A 21,006-nucleotide genomic window follows, 5' to 3' on the forward strand; every position below is an offset into this window, starting at 1 on the left:
GGTTCCCTGCAGAACATGCCGTGCGCACGGCACCGCTGGCAGGGAACCAGCGAATCGGTGAGGCCGTTACTCCGCGTCCAGGTCCGTCTCCAGGAGCTTCACCAGTGCGTCCAGCGCAGCCTCGGCGCCGTCGCCCTCTGCCCGCAGCACAACGACGTCGCCCTTGGCGGCACCGAGGGTCATGAGCGAGAGGATGCTGGCGGCGTCGAGCGCGTCATCGGCAGGTTCGCCCTGCATGGAAATGGTGACCTCCACGGGCTGCTCGCCGGCTGCCTCGGCGAACAATGCTGCGGGGCGGGCATGCAGGCCGGAGCGGCTGGCGATGGTGGCTGTGCGTTCGGGCATGGATTTCTCCTAAAAGTCGGAAGCGAAAAGTTAGAGGCCGAGTTCTTCGAGCACGGGGAGTTTGGCGCGCACCCAATCGCGGGCCTCAAGGGCGCTGGGGGCCGACAGAGCCAAGCGGGCCAACTCCTGCGCCTGCTCCAGCGTGACGGTTTTCAGCACGGTCCCGACGGCGGCCAAGGAGCGCGCTGTCATGGACAGTGTGGTGACACCCAGTCCGGTCAGGACGACGGCGAGGGCGGGGTCCGCAGCTGCCTCACCACAGACGCCAACGGGCTTGGGGTCGCCTTCGCGGCCGGAGCCCTCCTGTGCCGCGCCTTCCACGGTGAGCTGCACGAGCCGGAGGACGGCGGGCTGCCAGGGTGTGTTGAGTTCGGCGAGGGGGCCCAGCTGGCGGTCTGCGGCCATGGCGTACTGGGTGAGGTCGTTGGTTCCCAACGAAGCGAACCCGACCTCGCGAAGCACCGTGGCGGAGGTCAGGGCAGCGGAAGGAACTTCCACCATGACACCGGGTGTCTCGATACCGGCAGCGGCGCAGAGTGAGGCGAAGCGTCCCGCCTCGGCAGCCGTGGAGATCATGGGTGCCATGACCCACACATCGGCCTCGGATTCTGAGTCTGCCCGTGCAATGGCTTCGAGCTGGCGCTCCAGCACACCTGGAGTGGTGAAGTCGGTGCGGTAGCCGCGAACACCCAGGGCGGGGTTGGGCTCCGTGGCGTCGGTAAGGAAGGGGAGGGGCTTGTCGGCGCCGGCGTCCAGGGTGCGGAGGACAACCTTCTTGCCCGGGAACGCATCAAACACGGCCTTGTAGGCTGCGGCCTGCTCATCCACGGAGGGCTCAGTATCGCGCTCCAGGAAGCAGAACTCGGTGCGGAACAGGCCAACACCCTGGGCTCCCAGGGCAGCAGCTGCCACGGCGTCCTTGGCTCCACCGACGTTGGCGAGGAGCGGCACCAGGTGGCCATCCGCCGTCGTGCCGTTTCCGTCGAATTCCGCGAGTGTCGCGGAGGTTTCGGCCCAGGCTTTGGCGGCTGCGCGCTGCTCGTCGGATGGCGCTACAGCGACGAAACCAGCCGCGCCATCGACGTAAACTTCGGACGCATCGGCAAGGTCATCAACGCCGTGCGCGGCAACCACGGCCGGCAAACCGAGCGAACGGGCGATGATCGCTGTGTGGGACTGCGGGCCGCCACCGGACGTCACCAGGGCCAGCACCACGGCGGGATTCAGCGTTGCAGTATCGGCGGGCGCGAGGTCCTCGGCCACCAGGATGAACGGCGTGTCCGAGGCAGGAATACCAGGGGCAGGGACTCCGCGGAGCTCGGCCACAATGCGTGCCCGTACGTCCAGGACGTCCGTGGCGCGCTCGGCCATGTAGCCGCCCAGGTTGTGCAGCATTTCGGAGACGGAGGCGCCGGCTTCCCAGATGGCCCGCTCAGCAGAGGAACCGGCGTTGATGAGCTTGGCCGCCGATTTCAGGAGCATGGTGTCCTTGGCCATGAGGGCAGTGGCCTCAAGGACGGCCTTACCGTCGCCGGAGGCAGTATCTGCGCGGCCCTTAAGTTCGTCGTGGACGGATTGCGCGGCAGCTTTCAGGCGCGCGACGGCGTCTTCCGGACTGATTCCCTCGGCCAACCGCTCGCCCGACGGCGGTTCGCTCACCGGCTTGGGCATTTGGCGGACAGAACCAATGATGCGGCCAGGGCTTACCCCTACTCCTTGGAAATTCTGCACTGAATCCTCTGTTCCTGCTTGTTGGTTCAGGCCCGCCGGCGACGGCACCGGGAGCCTCGAAAACTAGCCTACAAAATTCCTTTGTGAGCCACTTCATATAGCAACGCTATAGGTGCTAGGGTAGCGGTTATGAGTTTCGATGACCAGCTTCCGCCCAAAATTCGGTTGCTTCGCGCAGCTGCTGAATTGCTGGCGAATTCGGAGGGGTCAGCGGTCTCAACGCGCCAGATCACCAAGCTTGCCGGGGTCACGGCGCCTACGCTCTACCACCACTTTGGCGACAAAGAAGGGCTGTTCGACGCCGTCGTGTCAGCCGGCTTTGAAGAGTATGTGGCGGGTGAGCGTGACTTTGCACCGTCCGGGGAGCCCTTGGAAGATGTCCGGCGGATGTGGGATAACCACGTCCAGTTCGGACTGAGCCAACCCCATCTTTATCTGGTCATGTTCGGCAACATCAGGCCGGAAAGCCGCCCAGCAATCGTGGCCGATGCTGAAGCGCTTCTGGAAGAAATGCTGAACAAGGCCGCCATCGCCGGCCAGATCAACGTGCCTCCCCGTGAGGCGGCACGCAGCATCCTGGCGGCCAACGTGGGCGTCACGCTCATGTTGATCGCCGAACCGGTGGAAGAACGGAACCTCGAGCTCTCAACCATGACCCGGGATTCCATGGTTTTTGCTGTCTCCACGGAAACCGCCCGTGGCGCCGCAGCGGAGGACTCCGGTAAGTCCTCTGTAGTCGTTGCGGCAATCGCCCTGAATGCGGCACTGCAGGCCTCGCATTCGGACCAACTTTCCAGCTCTGAATTGAAGCTCTTCCTTGAATGGCTTCACCGCATTTCCAGCAGCTCCTAAGGCTGTTCTCTCTCGATCTATATCGACTGACCCCGCGCCGCCGCGGGACACACGTTAGGAATTCACATGGCAACAGAGACAGTTGCGAAGCCCCGCACCAGCGCCCGCGTTGGTGTCCAAAAGTTCGGAACATTCCTGTCCGGCATGATCATGCCCAATATTGGCGCCTTCATCGCCTGGGGCCTCATCACAGCCCTGTTCATCGAAAAAGGTTGGATTCCCGTGGCCGCGCTTGGTGGCTTCGGAACTGACGCCGAGGGTGTTCCCAACGTGGGCATCGTTGGCCCCATGGTCACGTACCTGCTTCCGATCCTGATTGCCTACACCGGCGGCAGGATGGTCTATGACGTCCGGGGTGGCGTGGTTGGAGCTATCGCCACCATGGGTGTCATCGCGGGTACGGACTCTCCCATGTTTATCGGCGCCATGATCATGGGCCCCCTGGGCGGCTGGACCATGAAGAAGATCGATGCCATCTGGGACGGCAAGATCCGTCCCGGCTTCGAGATGCTGGTCAACAACTTCTCCGCCGGCATCTGGGGCGCAGCACTGGCTCTTGGTGGCTTCTATGGGCTGTCCTACGTTGTCAAGATCTTCACTGACGGCGCCGGAAACGTGGTCCAGTTCCTGGTCAACAACGGCCTGCTGCCACTGACCAGCATATTCATCGAGCCCGCCAAGGTCCTCTTCCTCAACAACGCCATCAACCACGGCGTACTGACCCCGCTGGGTATCCAGCAGTCCCTGGACCAGGGCAAGTCCATCCTGTTCCTTCTGGAAGCGAACCCCGGCCCGGGCTTCGGCATCCTGCTGGCCTACATGTTCTTCGGGCGCGGCGCTGCCAAGGCGTCAGCTCCGGGCGCGGCCATCATCCACTTCCTCGGTGGCATTCACGAGATCTACTTCCCGTACGTCCTCATGAAGCCCATCCTGATCCTCGCGGCCATTGGCGGCGGCATGACGGGCATCGCAACGCTCGCCATCACCAACTCTGGTCTGGTGGCTCCCGCCGCGCCGGGTTCCATCATCGCCGTGCTGGCCCAGACCGCCCGTGACAGTTATGTTGGCGTGATCCTCGCGGTGGTGCTGGCCACAGCAGTGTCCTTCCTCATTGCCGCCGTCATCCTGCGCACGTCCAAGGACAAGGGCGACGATGATCTCTCCGCAGCCACGTCCCGCATGGAAGCCATGAAAGGCAAGAAGAGCTCCGTTTCCTCGGCACTGGTGGGCGACCGCGCAGGTGCACAGACCGGAACCGTTTTGACCCGCCCCGTCCAGAACATCGTGTTCGCCTGCGACGCCGGCATGGGCTCCAGTGCCATGGGCGCCTCGGTCCTGCGCAACAAGATCAAGGCGGCAGGCTTCCCGGACATCAAGGTCACCAACTCCGCCATCGCCAACCTGAACGACAGCTATGACGTTGTGGTCACCCATGAGGATCTGACTGAACGCGCTCAGCCGCGCACCTCCAGCGCCGTGCACTACTCGGTGGACAACTTCATGAACAGCCCGCGGTACGACGAAATCGTGGAGCTGGTCCGGAGCAGCAACAGCGAAACCGCTGCCGCCGTCGCTCCCGAAGCCGCGGCCCATGGTGCGCACGCCGCTGAACCGGCTGCCGCCGTCGAAGGTAAAGGGGTCCTCCTCCGCGAGAGCGTGATCCTGAACGGCACCTCCCGTGACCGTGACGCAGCGATCGACGAAGCTGGAAAGCTCCTGTTGGACCGTGGCGCCGTCGATGTCAGCTACGTCCACGCCATGCACGAGCGCGAGGAATCGGTGTCCACCTACATGGGCAGCTTCCTGGCGATCCCGCACGGCACCAACGACGCCAAGGAACACATCAACCACTCGGCAGTGTCCATCATCCGCTACCCCGAAGGCATTGACTGGGGCGGCAAGCAAGTGAAGTTCGTGGTGGGCGTGGCCGGCATCAACAACGAACACCTCCACATCCTGTCCTCGATCGCCAAGATCTTCACCAACAAGGCGCAGGTTGCCCAGTTGGAGGAAGCAACCACGGTTGATGAAGTCCTGGAGCTGTTCGGAAAGGTCAACTCATAGTGAAGGCAGTCCATTTTGGGGCAGGCAACATCGGGCGTGGCTTCGTGGGGCTGCTGCTCCACGAAGCCGGTTATGAGGTGGTGTTCGCGGACGTAGCGGACGCCCTCATCAGCCAGCTCGCCGGGGCAAGCAGCTACGACGTGCACGAGGTAGGCGAGAACCCCGCGGTGAAAACCGTGACCGGTTTCCGGGCCTTCAACTCCGCATCGCAGGAAGCCGCCGTAGTTGAGGAAATTTCGACGGCGGATGTGGTCACCACTGCTGTTGGGCCACACATCCTGAAGTTCGTGGCTCCGGTGATAGCCCGTGGTTTGGCAGCGCGCCCCGCATCGTTGCCGCCGCTCCAGGTGATGGCCTGCGAGAACGCCATCAACGCCACGGATCTTCTGCACACCGAGATTCAGGCGGCGTGGGACGACTCAGCAGGCGACCTCGACGCCGTCGCGGTTTTTGCCAACACGGCTGTGGACCGAATTGTGCCCAACCAGGCGCCAGGTCAGGGCCTGGATGTCACGGTGGAGACGTTCTTTGAGTGGGTCATTGACCGCACGCCGTTCGGCGACAACGTGCCGAACATTCCTGGTGCCACCTTTGTGGACGAGCTCGGCCCGTACATCGAACGCAAGCTGTTCACGGTGAACACCGGCCACGCGTCGGCGGCCTATTTCGGTTATCAGGCCGGACTGGAGAAGATCTCCGATGCTATGGCCGATCCCTCCGTGGCGGCGAAGGTCCGGGCTGTGCTGGAGGAAACCAAGGAGCTGTTGGTAGCCAAGCACGGGTTCGTGGAGGCGGAGCAGGAAGCGTATGTGCAGAAGATCCTGCAGCGCTTCACCAACCCGCACCTGCCGGACACCGTGAACCGTGTGGGCCGCGCGCCCTTGCGGAAACTCGGCCGGCACGAGCGTTTCGTCGGTCCCGCAGCTGAACTTGCCGAGCGTGGCATCACTCCCGTGGCGCTTCTTGAGGCAATGTCCGCAGCCCTCCGTTTCGACGACGGTGCCGACGATGAAGCCGTGGAGCTCGCCAGGATGCTGTCTGAGATGGACGCACCTGCCGCCGTCGAACGCATCACGGAACTGACGCCGGCGCACCCGCTGTTCCCGGCGCTGCAGAAGCTCGTGGAGGACCGGCAAGCCGAAGCCTAGACGCTCTCTCACCGTTCGGCCCGTTTGGTTGGACCCTCTCTCACCGTTCGGCCCGTTTGGCTGGACCCTCTCTCACCGTTCGGCCCGTTGGGCATAACCCTCTCTCACCGTTCGGCGTGTTTGGGTGGATGCTCTCTCACCGTTCGCAGGAAAGCCCGACGTCGGCACTCACCCGGGTGTCGACGTCGGGCTTTTCGCGTCGCTCGACCGCTTCGGCGGACCAGGGTGAGAGAGGGTTGGTGGGATGGGGGCGATAGGTGAGAGAGGGTCGGTGGAAAGGGGGCGATAGGTGAGAGAGGGTTTCGGTCTCCGGCGGGAGAAAAAAGGTGAGTTCGCTCACTTTTGACCACCGGAAGGCCTTTCGGTTTTGAAGTTAGCCTCACCTTACTAATAGAGTCAAAGCGCAATTAGGCAACACATCTATGACTTATTAGTGAGTGGAGTACCGGCGTGAAAAAGAGGCTGTCGAGCTACATTGGGGCACTGGCTGCAGGCGCTGCCTTGCTGACCGTTACGGCGTGTGGAGGCGGCGCCACCGCGTCCTCGCAGCCGGAAGAGGCAAGCACCATCACTATCGAGCACGCACAGGGCTCCACTTCCAACGTTCCCGTGAACCCGGCGAAGGTTGTCACGTTCGACCTCGGTGTTCTGGACACCATGAACGCGCTCGGCGTCGAGCCCACCGGTGTTCCCGAAGCCAGCTACCCGGAGGCGCTGAAGAAGTTCTCCGAAGCCAAGTACGCCAAGGTTGGCTCCCTCAAGGAGCCCGACTTCGAAGCCGTCAGCTCCGCAGCTCCGGACCTCATCATCATCTCCGGCCGCACCTCCGGCGCCTACGAAGAGTTGAGCAAGATCGCTCCCACCATCGACCTCTCCGTGGATGCCGCCAAGCCGATGGAAAGCTTCAAGGCCCAGACGGAGAAGCTCGGCAAGATCTTCAAGAAGGAAGACGAAGTCGCCTCCAAGCTCGCAGAGGTGGACAAGACGGTTGCCGACACCAAGGCCAAGGCAGCTACGGCCGGCAAGGGCTTGATCGTCCTCACCTCCGGTGGCGAAGTCACCGCGTACGGCGCCGGCTCCCGCTTCGGCATCATCCATGACGTCCTGGGCGTTCCGACGGCCGCTGAGGTCAAGTCCGAAGGCGCCCACGGCGAGGCCGTTTCCTTTGAGTACATCAAGGAAACCAACCCGGACATCCTCTACGTCATCAACCGCGACACTGCAATCGGCACTGCCGGCTCCACGGCCAACCCCATCCTGGATAACGAGCTCGTGAAGTCCACCAACGCCGCCAAGAACAACAAGATCGTCAACCTCGATCCCGCTGGCTGGTACATCGTGGGCTACGGTCTGAACAACGTCCAGGCCATGGTCACCGCAGTGGCCGACTCCGTCGCCTGACAGCCCGCATCATCTGAAATCCTGACGTGACAACTACAGCCGTGCGCCCCACGGCCGCAGCAAGCCGCAACCGGACTGGCGAAACCGCCCGCCTGGTTGCGGCTGCTGCCGTTGTGCTGGTGATCGCCGTGGGCAGCATTTTCGTAGGCGTCAGCGATGTCTCGCTGCCGGCGTTGTTGGCGAACGACGCCGGGGCCTGGGAAATCTTTTGGGTCTCCCGGGTGCCGCGCACCTTGGCTGTGGTGCTGGCCGGGATGGCCGTTGCCGTTGCCGGTCTGATCATGCAACTCATGGCCCGCAACCGCTTCGTGGAGCCCTCCACCGTGGGAACAGTGGAATCAGCGACCCTCGGAATCCTGGTAGTGACAGTGCTGGCCCCGGAGTCTCCGATCCTCACCAAGATGCTGGTGGCTTCCGTGTTCGCTGTGCTGGGAACCGCGCTCTTCCTGGCGATCCTGCGCCGCCTCCCTGCCCGCAACACCCTGCTCATCCCGCTGGTGGGCATCATGCTGGGCGGCGTGATCGCTGCCGTCACCACATTCTTTGCCTACCGCTTCGACCTCCTCCAGACGCTCAGTAACTGGATGATCGGCGACTTCTCCGGAGTGCTGCGCGGCCGGTACGAGCTCCTGTGGATCGTGGCCGTCCTGGTTCTTGTGGGCCTTCTTGCCGCGGACCGCTTCACTGTGGCCGGCATGGGACAGGACTTCACCACCAACCTCGGTCTCAATTACGCACGCACCATGCGGCTGGGTCTGATGATCGTCTCCCTGATCTCTGCCGTTGTTGTCACCACTGTGGGTGCCGTTCCGTTCCTGGGGCTGGTGGTCCCCAACATCGTGTCCCTGCTTTTCGGCGACAACCTCCGCCGGGCCGTTCCGTGGACCGCGTTGTTCGGTGCCGCGTTCGTGCTGGTCTGCGACATCATCGGCCGGACCATCCGATTCCCCTACGAGGTGCCGGTCGGCATGGTCATGTCAGTGCTGGGTGCCGTGCTGTTCCTCATCCTGCTCCTGAGGAAGCGCAATGCCTGAAACTCCTGTGACATCAACTCTGGCCTCGTCCGACACCCAGTTAACGCACGACGGCGGCAAGCCCGGCCGGCGGCTATGGTCGCCTTCACGCTGGCGCGATGCCATCCGCAGCACCCCACCGGGACTGGTGATCGGCATCCTGGCGATTGCCGCCGTCGTGCTTGTTGCTGTTTTCCTGACGATCGACCTCAAGGGAAACATCGCCTACATCCTGCCGCGCCGGGCCATCAAGGTGTCCGCCATGCTGTTGGTGGCCGTGGCGGTGGGAGTGTCCACGCTGCTGTTCCAGACCGTGACGGCCAACCGGATCCTGACACCGTCCATCATGGGCTTCGACTCGCTGTACATTCTGGTGCAGACGGCCCTGGCGTTCGTGGCCGGTGCCGCCACGCTGGCCACTGCGCCGTCAACGCTGAAGTTCGGGCTGGAGATCGTGCTGATGGTTGGCTTCAGCGCGTTCCTGTACCGCTGGATGTTCACCGGAGCCACACGCTCGCTGCACCTGCTGGTGCTCGTGGGAATCGTCCTGGGAACCCTGTTCCGTGGCTTTTCCTCTCTCCTGCAGCGGCTGATGGAACCCAGCGAATTCATTATTCTGCAGGACCTGTTCTTCGCCAGCTTCAACAATGTGGACCCGGCGCTCCTGGGTGTTTCCGCCTTGCTGGTGGCCCTGGTATGCGTCGGTGTGTGGCGCACGAGGCACACCCTGGACGTGCTGGCGCTGGGCCGCGAGGTAGCCATCAACGTTGGTGTCGACCACAAGCGCGTCGTGATGCGCGTCCTGTTGGCATGCTCGCTGCTCGTGGCCATTTCCACAGCGCTGGTGGGTCCGGTGACATTCTTCGGGCTTCTGGTGGTCAGCCTTGGCTACCAGTTATGCCGTGGATTCCGGCACGCGTGGCTGCTGCCAATCGTGGTGCTCATCGGTGCGATTGCGCTGGTGGGCGGACAGCTGCTCCTGGAGCGTGTGTTCGGCTTCGCCACCGCGCTGAGCGTCATCATCGAGTTCACCGGCGGCATCCTCTTCCTTTACCTGTTGCTGAAAGGCTCACTGAAATGACCGCTGAAATGAGCGGAGTCCGCCCATGATTACCGTCCGGAACGTCACCAAGCGCTACGGTGGCACCACCGTGCTGGACGACGTCAGCTGCGAGATCCCCCGCGGCGGCATCACGTCCATCATCGGCCCCAACGGCGCCGGCAAGTCCACACTGCTCTCCCTGATCAGCCGCCTGCAGCCCATGGACGCTGGGGGAGTATCCGTTGCCGGCTTGGACGTCACAGCGACGCCCAGCAGGGAACTGGCCAAGACGATGGCCATCCTTCGGCAGGAAAACCACCTGACCATGCGGTTGACCGTTCGCGATCTTGTGGCGTTTGGGCGTTTCCCGCACAGTGGCGGCCGGCCGACGGTTGAGGATCTAGTACATGTGGATCAAGCCATTGGTCAGCTTGATCTCACGTCCATGGCGGACAAGTTCGTGGACGAGCTATCCGGCGGGCAGCGCCAGCGCGCGTACATAGCGATGGTCCTGGCGCAGGACACCGAATACCTGCTACTCGATGAGCCACTCAACAATCTGGACATGAAGCATTCCGTGGAGATGATGCGGCTGCTGCGACGTCTGGCGGACGAGCTTGGCAAGACCATCGTTTTGGTGGTCCACGACATCAATTTTGCGTCCTGCTACTCGGATAACATCCTGGCCATGAAGGACGGCAGGCTCATACATCAGGGCGCACCCGCGGACATCATGCGCGCCGGAATGCTGCACGACGTTTACGACATCGACATCCGCATCGAGGAAATCGACGGCAACCGCATCGGTGTGTATTTCGCCTGACTGTTCACTCACTGTCGGCGCGTTTACCGTGTGCTTGCCTGAACGTCACGTTTCCGGGATCGCGCTCACTACCTAGGGGAAGGAGAGCGAAAGGGCTCTGCCTCAAAACCCCTGAATCGCCTCGTCTTTGAGAATGTCGGACGCAGCGACCCGGGACTGATCCTAGGAGCTTCACATGTTTGCTTTACAGTCATGGGGCCTTTCCGGCCCCGGGGAAAGGAGCCCCAATTCACGAAGGGACTCTCCATACGGGGGCCGCAGAACCCGATTGCGGTTGCCGTCAGCAATGCTTGCCACGGTGGTCGCAGCAGGAACACTCATGCTGGGCGTCTCCCCGGCCATGGCGTCCTCCGGGGATTTCACGATTTCGCTCTCTGCCCCTCAAACGGTCCCGCTGAGCCAAAACTACAATTACACTGCCACCATTGATTTTGACGGCGTTGATTCGTCGCATCCCGCAACTGGCGTGGCAATGACCACGACGCTTCCTGAAGGCACCACCTTCGCCGGACTCCCCACAGGTGACTCCTCGCCGGTGCTCAGCCACAACTACGAGCCCAGTACGCGGGCGCTCACCATGACTCTCAAGGACACTACAAAGGACCTTGTCAGCGTCGTGTACACGGTGTCCCAGGTGGATAACGAGCTTAAATATGAGGGCTATCCGCTTCGCACGGTGATGACTGGTACCGGCGGACCTGCCGGCCAAGTGACATCCGCGCCGGTCACCTCAACAATCACCGGTCCTCATGATTACCGGGCGCAGAAGACGGCCACCACGATCACGGGATCCACCCACCGCGAGGTGACGTACCGCTTCAACGTGTGCTCGGAGGAAAGCTACCTGAGTTTCTCCGCCTATGCCCAGAAACTTTCGGACGTCTTCCCCGCCGGCGCCGAGTTCGCGTCGGCCTCAACGGGCCTGGGCACCTGGGACACGAGCGCCTGGCCCCAAGCCACCTGGACCAATGACGAACGATACGACCACACGGGATATTGCCTGGACCGTACCAACACCGGCATTTGGCTGACCGTCCGGTACCCGGAGGCAGTTGTCGGCTGGGAAGACGGCCAGCGGCCACCGGCCAACACTGTGACGCTGGAGACCACGGACGCCCACGGTGTAGTGAGGGCAGGTACACCCGCAGCTGCACAGGGCCCTGCCTTCACTGATGCCGGTGGCGTGACAATGGCCATTGAGAAATCTTCAGGCGGCCAGACCTCCGCCGGCATGATCGCCAGAAGCACCTACGTGAATGCCTCTTACCTCGGGCCCCGGAACAGCCCCAGGGCCGACGACCTCGTTGTCACCGACAGCGGTGCAGCCGGTGGCCTGTCGGAGCAGTGGTTTCACCACAACGATGTCACCGCAATCAACGTGGCCTTTAGCCCGGTGTTGGCTACGGAAGATCTGCCATACACCATCGAGTACCAGACTGATCATTCCGATGCGTGGCAGACCTTCACAGGCGCAGGGTCCTCCACCGGTATCAATTTGGCGTTGACCGTCCAGAACACGGGTTCAAGTGGCTGGGAGACGTTCAACGGGAACAATACGCTCAACCTGCCGCCAGGCTCCGTTCTGACCGGGTGGCGCATCTCCGTTGCACCCGGCAATGAATCAGTGCCCGTCAGCTCGGAAGTGCGTGTCACTGTGGGAAGCGTGCCGGTCTTCCGCGACATCACCGAAGGTGTGCTGGCAACGAACAGCCCTGCAGGTGTTGCACCGGGACCCGTTAATAACACGGCCACACTCAAGGCAGGTGACCTGACGGGCGAGGCATCTGATGTCTTTACCCCGCTGGATTCCGTATACCTGACCACCAATGTCTCCGCTCCGTCGGTACTGAGCGTGGGTGATTCCGGCACCATCAGGGCCGGCATAGTGAACCAAAACCCATCGGAAACCTACAAGGACGCCACGATGTCTGTGGTGCTTCCCTGCGGCGTCCAGTATGACCCGGCGAAGACCATCACGCCGATCACGGACCTTGCTGTTGGAGTGGAGCCCATCCCAACCATAGGCAACGGAGTGAAGGTGGACTCCACCCAGCGGGTCACTGATGCCAGCGGTTGTGAACTGCAGGTCATCACCTTCGCTTTCGATCAGATCAGTCCAATGCGGGACTCCCTGGAAGCTTCTGACCGACGGGTTGAAAACAGTGGATGGCAGTACGACATTCCGGTCACAGTCCTTGCCAAGGCCTACCACCCTGCCGACTCTGCAATTCAGGTCGAATCCTATGCCTACGCGGGGGACGAACGATTCGTCGGCGTTGCTGACGGGGGCACTGCCGAGCAGACAGTGGCGATGACGGGCTACTACGCCTTCTTCGGCGAAGACATCTACAACTTCGATGCTGCCCGGGAAGCTGTTGCCAAAGCTACGGGCCGCGTATCGATTAATGTCGCCGGCGGTTTGCTGCTGGACAAGCTGTCCAGCTCCTCGGCAGAGGGCCCTTGGTCCCTGGATACCACCGTGGACGATGCTGCTTTCTGGCAGGTGTACGTCAGCAATGTCCTGCCCAACGCCGTGACCAGGACCACCTTCTTCGATCGTTTGCCGTCGGTGGCAACCGGTGACGATTTTGACGTCGTCCTGTCTGGTGCCGTAACCGGCGCACCGGCTGGTACAACCCTGGAATACTCGATCGATGCCACAGACGCCACGTCCGGTACCTGGTCCACGGACCCGGCCAACGCCACCGCTTTCCGTGTTGTTGTGGACACCTTGGCCTCAGGGGCTGACTTCACCCTGATGATTCCCACCCGTGTGGTGGGCGATCCGCGCTTCGGCGAGACGGCAACCAACGTCCTCACGGCGGCGGGAACGTACAACGGGCAAGCAGTACAGTTCGCCACCAACCAGGCCGCTGTGAATGTTGCTGGTTCCCCCTCGTTGGGAATCGTGAAGAAGACCAATGGAACTGCCTACACATCGGCTCCAGGTGCCATCGTCACCAAGGGTTCTGATGTTGCATGGACCTACGAAGTGACCAATACCGGCGACATTGCGCTCGCCAATGTGGCCGTCTCCGATGCGTTCACGGCAGGGGATGGAAGCAAGGGCATCTTGTCACCCACCTCGGGTGATACAGGATCGCTGGCCCCCGGAGATACCCGTATCTTCACAGCTGCTGGCTCTGCTGTTGAAGGTCAATATCACAACACGGCTACGGCAACGGCTACGGCAATTGACGCCGAAGGCACCCCGTTGGCCCAACAGCCCGCACCAGTCTCAGCCGAGTCCTGGTACCTCACCGGCCAAGCTGGGTTGTCTGTTGTAAAGACGACCAATGGTGAGGATGTTGGGTCTGCTCCGGGCCCGCAGTTGGTTCCCGGCAGTGACGTGAAGTGGGCGTACAAGGTGACCAACACCGGCAACCTTGCGTTGAAGGATGTTCTGGTTGTGGATAAGGACAGTGCCGGCAATACCGTGTTCTCCGATTCGATTCTCTCCTTGGCTCCGGGTGCCTCTGTTGAGTTGTCGGCTCAGGGGAAGGCCGTGGAGGGCCAGTACAAGAACACTGTGACGGCCTCGGCAGCGGATCCCAACGGCGGGTCCGATCTGAAGGCGTCTGATGATTCCTTCTACTTCGGTGCCGTTCCGGGATTGACGGTGGCCAAGCTCATCTCCACTACAGGAGACGGGCCGTGGAGTGAGAATGTCACCATCGGTTCCGGTGAATCCGTTTTCTGGAAAATCAGCGTGACCAACACCGGTAACACGGTGCTGACGGACGTTCGCTTCGATGACCCCGCCGTTGGGGCCATAGAGCCGGTTGCCACTCTCGCCCCGGGCGAGACAGCAAGCCGCGTCATCGAGCAGGCCGAGGTCACTGAGTCCTACGTCAACGTAGTGGCTGTCACCGCTATGGGTCCAGGCGGGAAAGCTCCTTCCAGAAGCGATTCGAGCGAGGTCATAGTCAAAGCTGTGGCGGTTTCACCTCCCGCTGCGAGCGCACCTCCGGCCCCAAGCGCACCTCCCGTCCCGAGCACACCTCCGGCCGCGAGCGAAGACTTACCGGAAACAGGGGCCACCGGGCTGATCGTCTCAGTGGTCGTTGCGTTGCTGCTTATGACCGCCGGAGGGTTGGCACTGGTAGCTGGCCGACGGCGCAAGGCGGCCTGACAAAGACCATGTCAGGCATCGCCGCTGACAGTTTCTGAGTAATGACGAAGGCCTGGTCTGCACCAGCTAAGTGCAGGCCAGGCCTTTGTCGCGCCACCAGCAGAGAGCGTGACGTTCCAAAAGCAGGGCCCGACGCCGGCACCCAAAGTGAGTGCCGGCGTCGGGCCTTACTTGCTTGAAGAGTCAGCGCGCTGCCGCGGTTTCCGCTTCCGACATCGCCTTCCATTCGGCCACGCGGGCCTGGTGCAGGGGCGACTTGCGGACAACTGCGTAGGCAATTGCGAGGATCGCGAACCAGATGGGTGTGACCAACAGGGCCGTGAGCGTATCAGGCTGGGTGGTGAGAGCCCAGACGAGGAACGCGAAGAATGCGAACACCACCCACACCATCGGAATACCACCGGGCATCTTGAACGGTGAGGCTGCGTGCTGCTCGGGCCGGCGCTTCCGGTACACCAGATAGCTGGCCAGGATGATGGACCAGACGAACATGAAGCAGACAGCGGACACTGTGGTGACCATGTCGAACGCCACCCCAACGTCTTTGCCCGCGTAGAGAAGGGCGACGCCGGCCAGCAAGAGAACGCATGAGAGGAACAGCGCGTTCTGGGGTACTTTGCGGCTGGAGAGCCTGCCGAAAAGTTTGGGTGCATCGCCGTCGTTGGCCAGGCCGTAGACCATGCGTGACGTCGAGTAGATGCCTGAGTTGGCCGAGGACATGGCCGAGGTGAGCACTACCAGGTTCACTACGGTTGCTGCCATGCCGAGGCCCGCCAAGGAGAACATGGCAATGAACGGGCTTTGCCCGGCCTTGAATTCAGTCCACGGGGTGACCGACATGAGGATGATCAAAGCGCCTACGTAGAAGAGCATCACGCGCAGGGGAATGGCATTGATGGCGCGGGGCAGGTTGTGCTCCGGATTCTTGGTTTCTGCGGCGGCGGTACCCACCAGTTCGATGCCCACGAACGCGAACACGGCAATCTGGAAGCCGGCTACGAAGCCCATGAATTCCTTGGGGAAGAAGCCGCCGTGGCTCCACAGGTTGGTGAAGCTCGCGGTGCCTGCGTTGGACTGGAAACCGGTGAAGATCATCACCAGGCCCACAACGATCAGCGCCACGATGGCGATGATCTTGATGAGGGCGAACCAGAACTCGGTTTCGCCGAAGGCCTTGACCGTGGGGAGGTTCAAGAGCAGAAGGATGATGATGGTGGCCAGGCCCGGGATCCAGAGCTGGATACCCGGCCACAGCTCATTGGCGTAGCCGGCGATCGCGATGACGTCCGCAACGCCGGTGACTACCCAGCAGAACCAGTAGGTCCAGCCGGTGAAGAAGCCAGCCCACGGGCCCAGAAGGTCGCCCGCGAAATCGCTGAAGGACTTGTAGTTCAGGTTGGACAGCAGGAGCTGCCCCATGGCCCTCATGACGAAGAAGAGCATGAAACCGATGATCATGTACACGAAGATGACGGAGGGGCCGGCAACCGAGATGGTCTTGCCGGAGCCCATGAAGAGGCCCGTTCCGATGGCGCCGCCGATGGCCAGGAGTTGGATGTGGCGGTTGCTGAGCGAGCGTGACAGGTGGGGCTCGCTGTCCCTGCTGGAGGCGCGGAGCTGCCCCTGTGTTGTCTGATCGGACATTAGTTCAAGAACCCTTCGGAAGAACCGACACAATAGTGACGGCCGTTACAAATCTGTCCGATAAAGCTATAGCTATTGTCTGACCAATGGCGAATCGGTCTGCATGGCGAAAGCTCCCCCGTGGATAAAGGGGAGCTTAGGCCTGTGTCCTTGGCTGATTGACGCTAGGCAATCTGGCGCTTGTAGGCGGCAGTGGCGAAGGCGTAGGAGACAACGAGGATCCCCAGGCACCAGGCCAGGGCCACCCAGATGTCGCTGCCCACCGGACGTTGAGCGAACAGGTCCTGGACGGTATTGACGATGGACGTGACCGGCTGATTTTCAGCAAACCAGCGAACCGGGCCCGGCATGGTCTCCGTAGGGACGAAGGCCGAGCTGATGAACGGCAGGAAGATCAGCGGGTAGGAGAACCCGCCTGCGCCGTCCACGGATTTTGCGGAGAGGCCGGCGATGATGGCGATCCAAGTGAGCGCCAGGGTGAACAGGGCCAGGATTCCCGCAACGGCGAGCCAGTCCAGCACGCTCGCGGAGGTGCGGAATCCCATCAGGAGTGCCACCAGGACGATGATCACCAAGGAAAGCCCATTGGCCACCAGGGACGTCAGGACGTGTGCCCACAACACCGATGATCGTGCGATGGGCATGGACTGGAACCGCTCGAAGATGCCGCTCTGCATGTCCGTGAACAACCGGACAGCCGTATACGCGATGCCGGAAGCGATGGCGATCAGCATGATGCCTGGGAGCAGATAGTTGACGTAGTTATCGGTATCGGTCCTGATGGCGCCGCCGAACACGTAGACGAACAGCAGCATCAGGGCGATCGGGGTGATCGCTGTGGTGATGATGGTGTCCACGCTGCGGAATATGTGCCGCATGGACCGCCCCAGCAGAACAGAGGTGTCTGCGAAGAAATGCGTGCTCATGACCTGTCCTTTACTGACTCGTTGTTACCTGTGCCAACCATGGCCAGGAAGATGTCCTCCAGGCTCGGTTGTTTCTCGACGTATTCGATCTTGGCTGGCGGCAGCAGTTGCTTGAGCTCTGCAAGAGTGCCATTGGCGATGATGCGGCCCTCATGAAGAATGGCGATGCGGTCCGCGAGTTGCTCGGCTTCGTCGAGGTACTGCGTGGTGAGGAGAACCGTGGTCCCTTCTGTGGCGAGCTTCTTGACGATGTGCCACACTTCCAGGCGGGCTTCGGGGTCCAGGCCAGTGGTGGGCTCGTCCAGGAAGATCACCTTCGGATTGCCAATCAGGCTCATGGCAATGTCCAGCCGGCGTCGCATGCCACCGGAGTAGGTGGCCACTTTTCGGGCGCCGGCATCGGTGAGGCTGAACTGTGCCAGCAACTCATCCGCGATCCGGCCCGGATTCTTGAGGTGGCGCAGCTTCGCCACCAGAATCAGGTTCTCCTTGCCGGTGAGGACCTCGTCCACTGCGGCAAACTGTCCGGTGAGGCTGATGGACTGCCGCACCTGGAGCGACTCCTTGGCAACATCAAAACCCTCGACGACGGCCGAACCGCCGTCCGCCTTGAGTAGCGTGGAGAGGATCTTCACCATGGTGGTTTTGCCAGCTCCATTGGAGCCGAGGAGGGCAAAGATGCTGCCCGATGCTACGTCGAAGTCCACCCCGCGGAGCACATGCAGGTCCTTGTAGGACTTCTCGATGCCCTGAACACGGATTGCGGTTGATGTCATGACTCTGCCTCTTTCGCCTTGTTGACCGCCTTTTCCAGGCGCTCGCGTTCCTTGTCGATCCAGCGCTTTCCGCCGTAGGCCTGTGCGAAGGCCTCGGCGAACTCCACAGGATCTTCGCCGACGATCCCGCTGACGGGTGTGCCGTCCAGGGCGGCGCGTTCCCACAGGTCTGCGAAGTCCGTGAACATCTGGACCATGGTGTCGCCCTCGGTGACGCCGCCGTAGTACATCAGGTACCTGTTGAAGGCGGTTGCCACGCTGAGGTAAGGCTCGGGCAGTGCGTCCAGCCGTGCCTTGGCCTGCTTGTACTGCTTCTTCTGTTCGAGCGATCCGGTGACCAGCTCGATCCATTTTGCTGCCATGTTATTTTCCTTCCGTGCGGAGCTGTTCGAGCCGTTCGGCCAAGAAGCTCCAAGTGGTCCAAAATTCGTCCAGTTCTGTTTTGCCCTGAGCGTTGAGCGTGTACACCTTGCGGGGCGGGCCCTTTTCGGACGGCCGCTTCTCCACGTCCACCAACCCCTTTTGTTCGATCCTGACCAGCAGCGCGTACACGGTGCCTTCAGCGATCTCGGTAAATCCCTGTGCGCGGAGCAGCGTTGTGATCTCGTATCCGTACGCCGCTTTTCCGGTCAGGAGGGCCAGAACGATGCCCTCCAATGTGCCTTTGAGCATCTCCGTCATTTGCTTGCCCATCGGACACCTCCTTCACTACTCGGTATTACTAGCTACCACTACATAGTAGAACTAAGTACCGGTACTTAGCAACACTAGGTTCCAAACAAAATGGCATGCTGGGTTGGTGACTACGGAATCTGGTGCCGCACCCGCGTTGATGACTGCCGCCGTCGAGCCTGGCACCTTCAGCCTTCGGCGCGCCCGCAAGGGTGACCTGCCGCGGATCCTCGCGTTGCTCGCGGACGACCAGTTGGGCGCCGCCCGCGAAAACGCTGACGATCTGGCGCCGTACGAGCGGGCTTTTGACGCGATCGACGGCGACCCGGCGCACCTTCTGGTGGTGGGTGAACTCGACGGCAACGTTGTGGCGACCTTTCAGCTCAGCTACATTCCAGGCTTGTCGCGCAAGGGGTCATGGCGCATGCAGATCGAGGCCGTGCGGGTTTCGAGGGTGCTGCGCGGGCAGGGCGTCGGTGCGCTGATGATCGAGTGGGCCATTGGGCAGGCGCGGGATCGCGGTTGCTCGCTGGTGCAGCTGACCACGGATAAGTCGCGGACTTCTGCGCACCGCTTTTATGAGCGGCTGGGGTTCGTCGCGAGTCACGAGGGTATGAAGCTCGTGTTATAGCGGGCTTTCCGCTGGGCATCTGCTCCAGCGCACCTTGACTATTAGGGTGCCTAACTATTAGGCTACCTAAATATGAACGATACTTTCGATCCCCGCCTCACCGGGCTTGCGCAGGAATTTCGTGAGGCATTGCGTTTGGGTGTCTACATGTTTCGTCGCCTGGACCCGGAGGGTGACCTGACGGCTGCGCAACTGAGCCTGCTCTCCATGGTGTCCGGCGGTGGCCTGCGCGTGGGGGACATCGCCAAAAACCTGGGAATCAAGGTCCCCAGCGCCACCGAGCAGATCATCAAACTCGAGCGCGCTGGCCTTGTGACGCGCCAGGCTGATCCCGACGATTCCCGCGCAGTCCAAGTAGCCATCACCCAAGCCGGGGCCGGCGCTGTCGAGTCCGCCAATCAGCGACGAAACGCCATGGTGGCCGAACTGCTTCAGGGCCTCAGCAACCAGGAGATCGAACACCTCGCCGCGGCGCTCCCCGTGATCGCCAAGCTCAACAGCTCATTCCAGAACTAACCAAGAATCAACGCACCGACAAGGAGCCATTGAATGTCACGCCAGCTGGCTGACGCTTCAGCAAGCGCCGAAACAACCATCGAAACCACCCTTGAAGCGGAGAAAGCTTCGCTGCTCAAACAACCCAAAGCAGTGTGGGCCACGGCTCTCGCAGCCGTTTTCGCCTTCATGGGCATCGGTCTGGTGGATCCGATCCTTCCGGCCATCGCCAAGAACCTGGAGGCGTCCACCAGTGAAGTGTCGCTGCTGTTCACCAGCTACTTCCTGGTGACCGCTGTGGCGATGTTGATCAGCGGTTTCGTGTCCTCAAGGATTGGCGGCAAAAAGACGCTGCTGATCGGCTTGGCGATCATCGTGGTGTTCGCCTCGTTGTCCGGTCTCTCCGGCAGTGTTGAGCAATTGGTGGGCTTCCGTGCAGGGTGGGGGCTTGGCAACGCGCTGTTCGTCGCCACCGCGTTGGCCGTGATTGTGGGTGTGGCCAGCGGTGGAACCGGTACGGCCATCATTCTCTACGAAGCAGCCCTCGGCCTGGGCATCTCTCTGGGCCCGCTGCTCGGCGCCCTGTTGGGTGGCTGGCAGTGGCGTGCGCCGTTCTTCGGAACCGCAGTCCTCATGGCCGCCGCGTTCATCGCGCTGTTGGCACTGCTTCCCAAGACACCAGCCCCGGCCAAAAAGTCCCGGCTCAGGGATCCCCTCCTTGCCCTCGGGCACAAGGGGCTCCGTACCACCGCAGCCAGCGCACTCTTCTATAACTACGGCTTCTTCACCATCCTCGCCTTCACCCCGTTCATCCTCGGCATGGATGCCTACGGAATCGGGGGAGTGTTCTTCGGCTGGGGTGTCGCCGTGGCTGTGTTCTCGGTATTCGTGGCCCCCGTGCTGCAGAAGCGTTTTGGCGCGGTGAAGGTTCTGACAGGCACGCTCGCCGTCCTCATGCTGGACTTGGTAGGGCTGGGACTGGCCGCGGGGCATTCTGTGACGGCCGTCGTCGTGCTTGTCATCGTGGCGGGCGCCCTGCTGGGCATCAACAACACGGTGTACACCGAACTGGCCATGGGCGTCTCTGATTCGCCGCGCCCGGTTGCTTCCGCCGGTTACAACTTCGTCCGGTGGATGGGTGGTGCGCTGGCTCCCTTCGCGGCAGCACAGCTCGGCGAGCACTTCGGCCCGCAGGTGCCGTTCTTCGCCGGTGCAGTGGCCATGGTGATCGCCATCCTCGTAGCCTTCGGTGGCCGCAGCTACCTTGCTTCGCACGAGCCCCACCTGGTCTAAAGCAATAGCCCAGAGAAC

At 62.0% G+C, this 21,006-nt stretch carries 18 protein-coding genes; 11 read left to right on the top strand and 7 right to left on the bottom strand.

Annotation, left to right across the window (positions count from 1 at the left end; genetic code table 11):
* Positions 1 to 66: 66 nt before the first annotated feature.
* Positions 67 to 345: an HPr family phosphocarrier protein gene (locus BLW08_RS17885; protein ID WP_090824309.1), complete on the bottom strand. Its 279-nt coding sequence runs from the start codon at positions 343 to 345 to the stop codon at positions 67 to 69.
* A gap of 30 nt (positions 346 to 375) precedes the next feature.
* Positions 376 to 2,076 (bottom strand): phosphoenolpyruvate--protein phosphotransferase, encoded by a 1,701-nt coding sequence (gene ptsP / locus BLW08_RS17890; RefSeq protein WP_091326975.1) that lies wholly within the window; start codon positions 2,074 to 2,076, stop codon positions 376 to 378.
* A 129-nt stretch (positions 2,077 to 2,205) separates the two neighbouring features.
* Between ptsP and BLW08_RS17895 the strand changes: the two genes are divergently transcribed.
* The 8 genes from BLW08_RS17895 (at position 2,206) to BLW08_RS17930 (ending at position 14,551) form a co-directional block, all read left to right on the top strand.
* Positions 2,206 to 2,928 (top strand): TetR/AcrR family transcriptional regulator, encoded by a 723-nt coding sequence (locus tag BLW08_RS17895; protein ID WP_090824313.1) that lies wholly within the window; start codon positions 2,206 to 2,208, stop codon positions 2,926 to 2,928.
* A 66-nt stretch (positions 2,929 to 2,994) separates the two neighbouring features.
* Complete coding sequence (locus BLW08_RS17900; protein WP_091326814.1) at positions 2,995 to 4,992, top strand: PTS mannitol transporter subunit IICBA; 1,998 nt, start codon at positions 2,995 to 2,997, stop codon at positions 4,990 to 4,992.
* On the top strand, positions 4,992 to 6,140 hold the full coding sequence (locus BLW08_RS17905; protein ID WP_091326817.1) for a mannitol-1-phosphate 5-dehydrogenase: 1,149 nt from the start codon (positions 4,992 to 4,994) through the stop codon (positions 6,138 to 6,140). Before BLW08_RS17900 ends, BLW08_RS17905 begins: the two co-directional genes overlap by 1 nt.
* Positions 6,141 to 6,590: 450 nt before the next feature.
* Positions 6,591 to 7,541, top strand: coding sequence for a siderophore ABC transporter substrate-binding protein (locus BLW08_RS17910; protein ID WP_090824320.1), 951 nt, complete (start codon positions 6,591 to 6,593; stop codon positions 7,539 to 7,541).
* Between the two features lie 26 nt (positions 7,542 to 7,567).
* Entirely contained in the window at positions 7,568 to 8,575 is a 1,008-nt protein-coding gene (locus tag BLW08_RS17915; protein WP_091326820.1) for an ABC transporter permease, read from the top strand.
* Entirely contained in the window at positions 8,568 to 9,635 is a 1,068-nt protein-coding gene (locus BLW08_RS17920; RefSeq protein ID WP_254779947.1) for an iron chelate uptake ABC transporter family permease subunit, read from the top strand. Before BLW08_RS17915 ends, BLW08_RS17920 begins: the two co-directional genes overlap by 8 nt.
* 25 nt (positions 9,636 to 9,660) lie before the next feature.
* Positions 9,661 to 10,419 carry an iron ABC transporter ATP-binding protein gene (locus tag BLW08_RS17925; protein WP_090824324.1) on the top strand — a complete coding sequence of 253 codons (759 nt, stop codon included), beginning with the start codon at positions 9,661 to 9,663 and terminating at the stop codon, positions 10,417 to 10,419.
* A 286-nt stretch (positions 10,420 to 10,705) separates the two neighbouring features.
* Positions 10,706 to 14,551, top strand: coding sequence for an LPXTG cell wall anchor domain-containing protein (locus tag BLW08_RS17930; protein WP_254779948.1), 3,846 nt, complete (start codon positions 10,706 to 10,708; stop codon positions 14,549 to 14,551).
* A 183-nt stretch (positions 14,552 to 14,734) separates the two neighbouring features.
* Here the strand turns inward: BLW08_RS17930 and cycA are convergent, their stop codons facing one another.
* The 5 genes from cycA to BLW08_RS17955 all read right to left on the bottom strand — a co-directional run bounded on the left by cycA (position 14,735) and on the right by BLW08_RS17955 (position 18,590).
* A complete protein-coding gene (gene cycA / locus BLW08_RS17935) occupies positions 14,735 to 16,195 on the bottom strand; it encodes a D-serine/D-alanine/glycine transporter (protein ID WP_175538752.1) in 1,461 nt (486 codons plus the stop codon).
* A 164-nt stretch (positions 16,196 to 16,359) separates the two neighbouring features.
* Positions 16,360 to 17,121 (bottom strand): ABC transporter permease, encoded by a 762-nt coding sequence (locus tag BLW08_RS17940; RefSeq protein WP_091326828.1) that lies wholly within the window; start codon positions 17,119 to 17,121, stop codon positions 16,360 to 16,362.
* Positions 17,118 to 17,897 (bottom strand): ABC transporter ATP-binding protein, encoded by a 780-nt coding sequence (locus tag BLW08_RS17945; protein WP_091326831.1) that lies wholly within the window; start codon positions 17,895 to 17,897, stop codon positions 17,118 to 17,120. The genes BLW08_RS17940 and BLW08_RS17945 overlap by 4 nt, the downstream gene beginning before the upstream one ends.
* The gene (locus tag BLW08_RS17950) at positions 17,894 to 18,259 is read right to left on the bottom strand and encodes a DUF1048 domain-containing protein (RefSeq protein WP_091326834.1); all 366 of its coding nucleotides are present in this window, start codon (positions 18,257 to 18,259) and stop codon (positions 17,894 to 17,896) included. Before BLW08_RS17950 ends, BLW08_RS17945 begins: the two co-directional genes overlap by 4 nt.
* 1 nt (position 18,260) lies before the next feature.
* Entirely contained in the window at positions 18,261 to 18,590 is a 330-nt protein-coding gene (locus BLW08_RS17955) for a PadR family transcriptional regulator (RefSeq protein WP_090824336.1), read from the bottom strand.
* A gap of 139 nt (positions 18,591 to 18,729) precedes the next feature.
* On the opposite strand from BLW08_RS17955, the gene BLW08_RS17960 reads away from it, so the two are divergent.
* The 3 genes from BLW08_RS17960 to BLW08_RS17970 all read left to right on the top strand — a co-directional run bounded on the left by BLW08_RS17960 (position 18,730) and on the right by BLW08_RS17970 (position 20,988).
* Entirely contained in the window at positions 18,730 to 19,200 is a 471-nt protein-coding gene (locus BLW08_RS17960; protein ID WP_091326836.1) for a GNAT family N-acetyltransferase, read from the top strand.
* Positions 19,201 to 19,272: 72 nt separating this feature from the next.
* A complete protein-coding gene (locus BLW08_RS17965) occupies positions 19,273 to 19,716 on the top strand; it encodes a MarR family winged helix-turn-helix transcriptional regulator (RefSeq protein ID WP_091326838.1) in 444 nt (147 codons plus the stop codon).
* A 33-nt stretch (positions 19,717 to 19,749) separates the two neighbouring features.
* A complete protein-coding gene (locus BLW08_RS17970; RefSeq protein ID WP_091326840.1) occupies positions 19,750 to 20,988 on the top strand; it encodes an MFS transporter in 1,239 nt (412 codons plus the stop codon).
* The last annotated feature ends 18 nt before the right edge of the window (positions 20,989 to 21,006 follow it).

Source organism: Arthrobacter sp. cf158 (assembly GCF_900106835.1).
GTDB lineage: Bacteria > Actinomycetota > Actinomycetes > Actinomycetales > Micrococcaceae > Arthrobacter.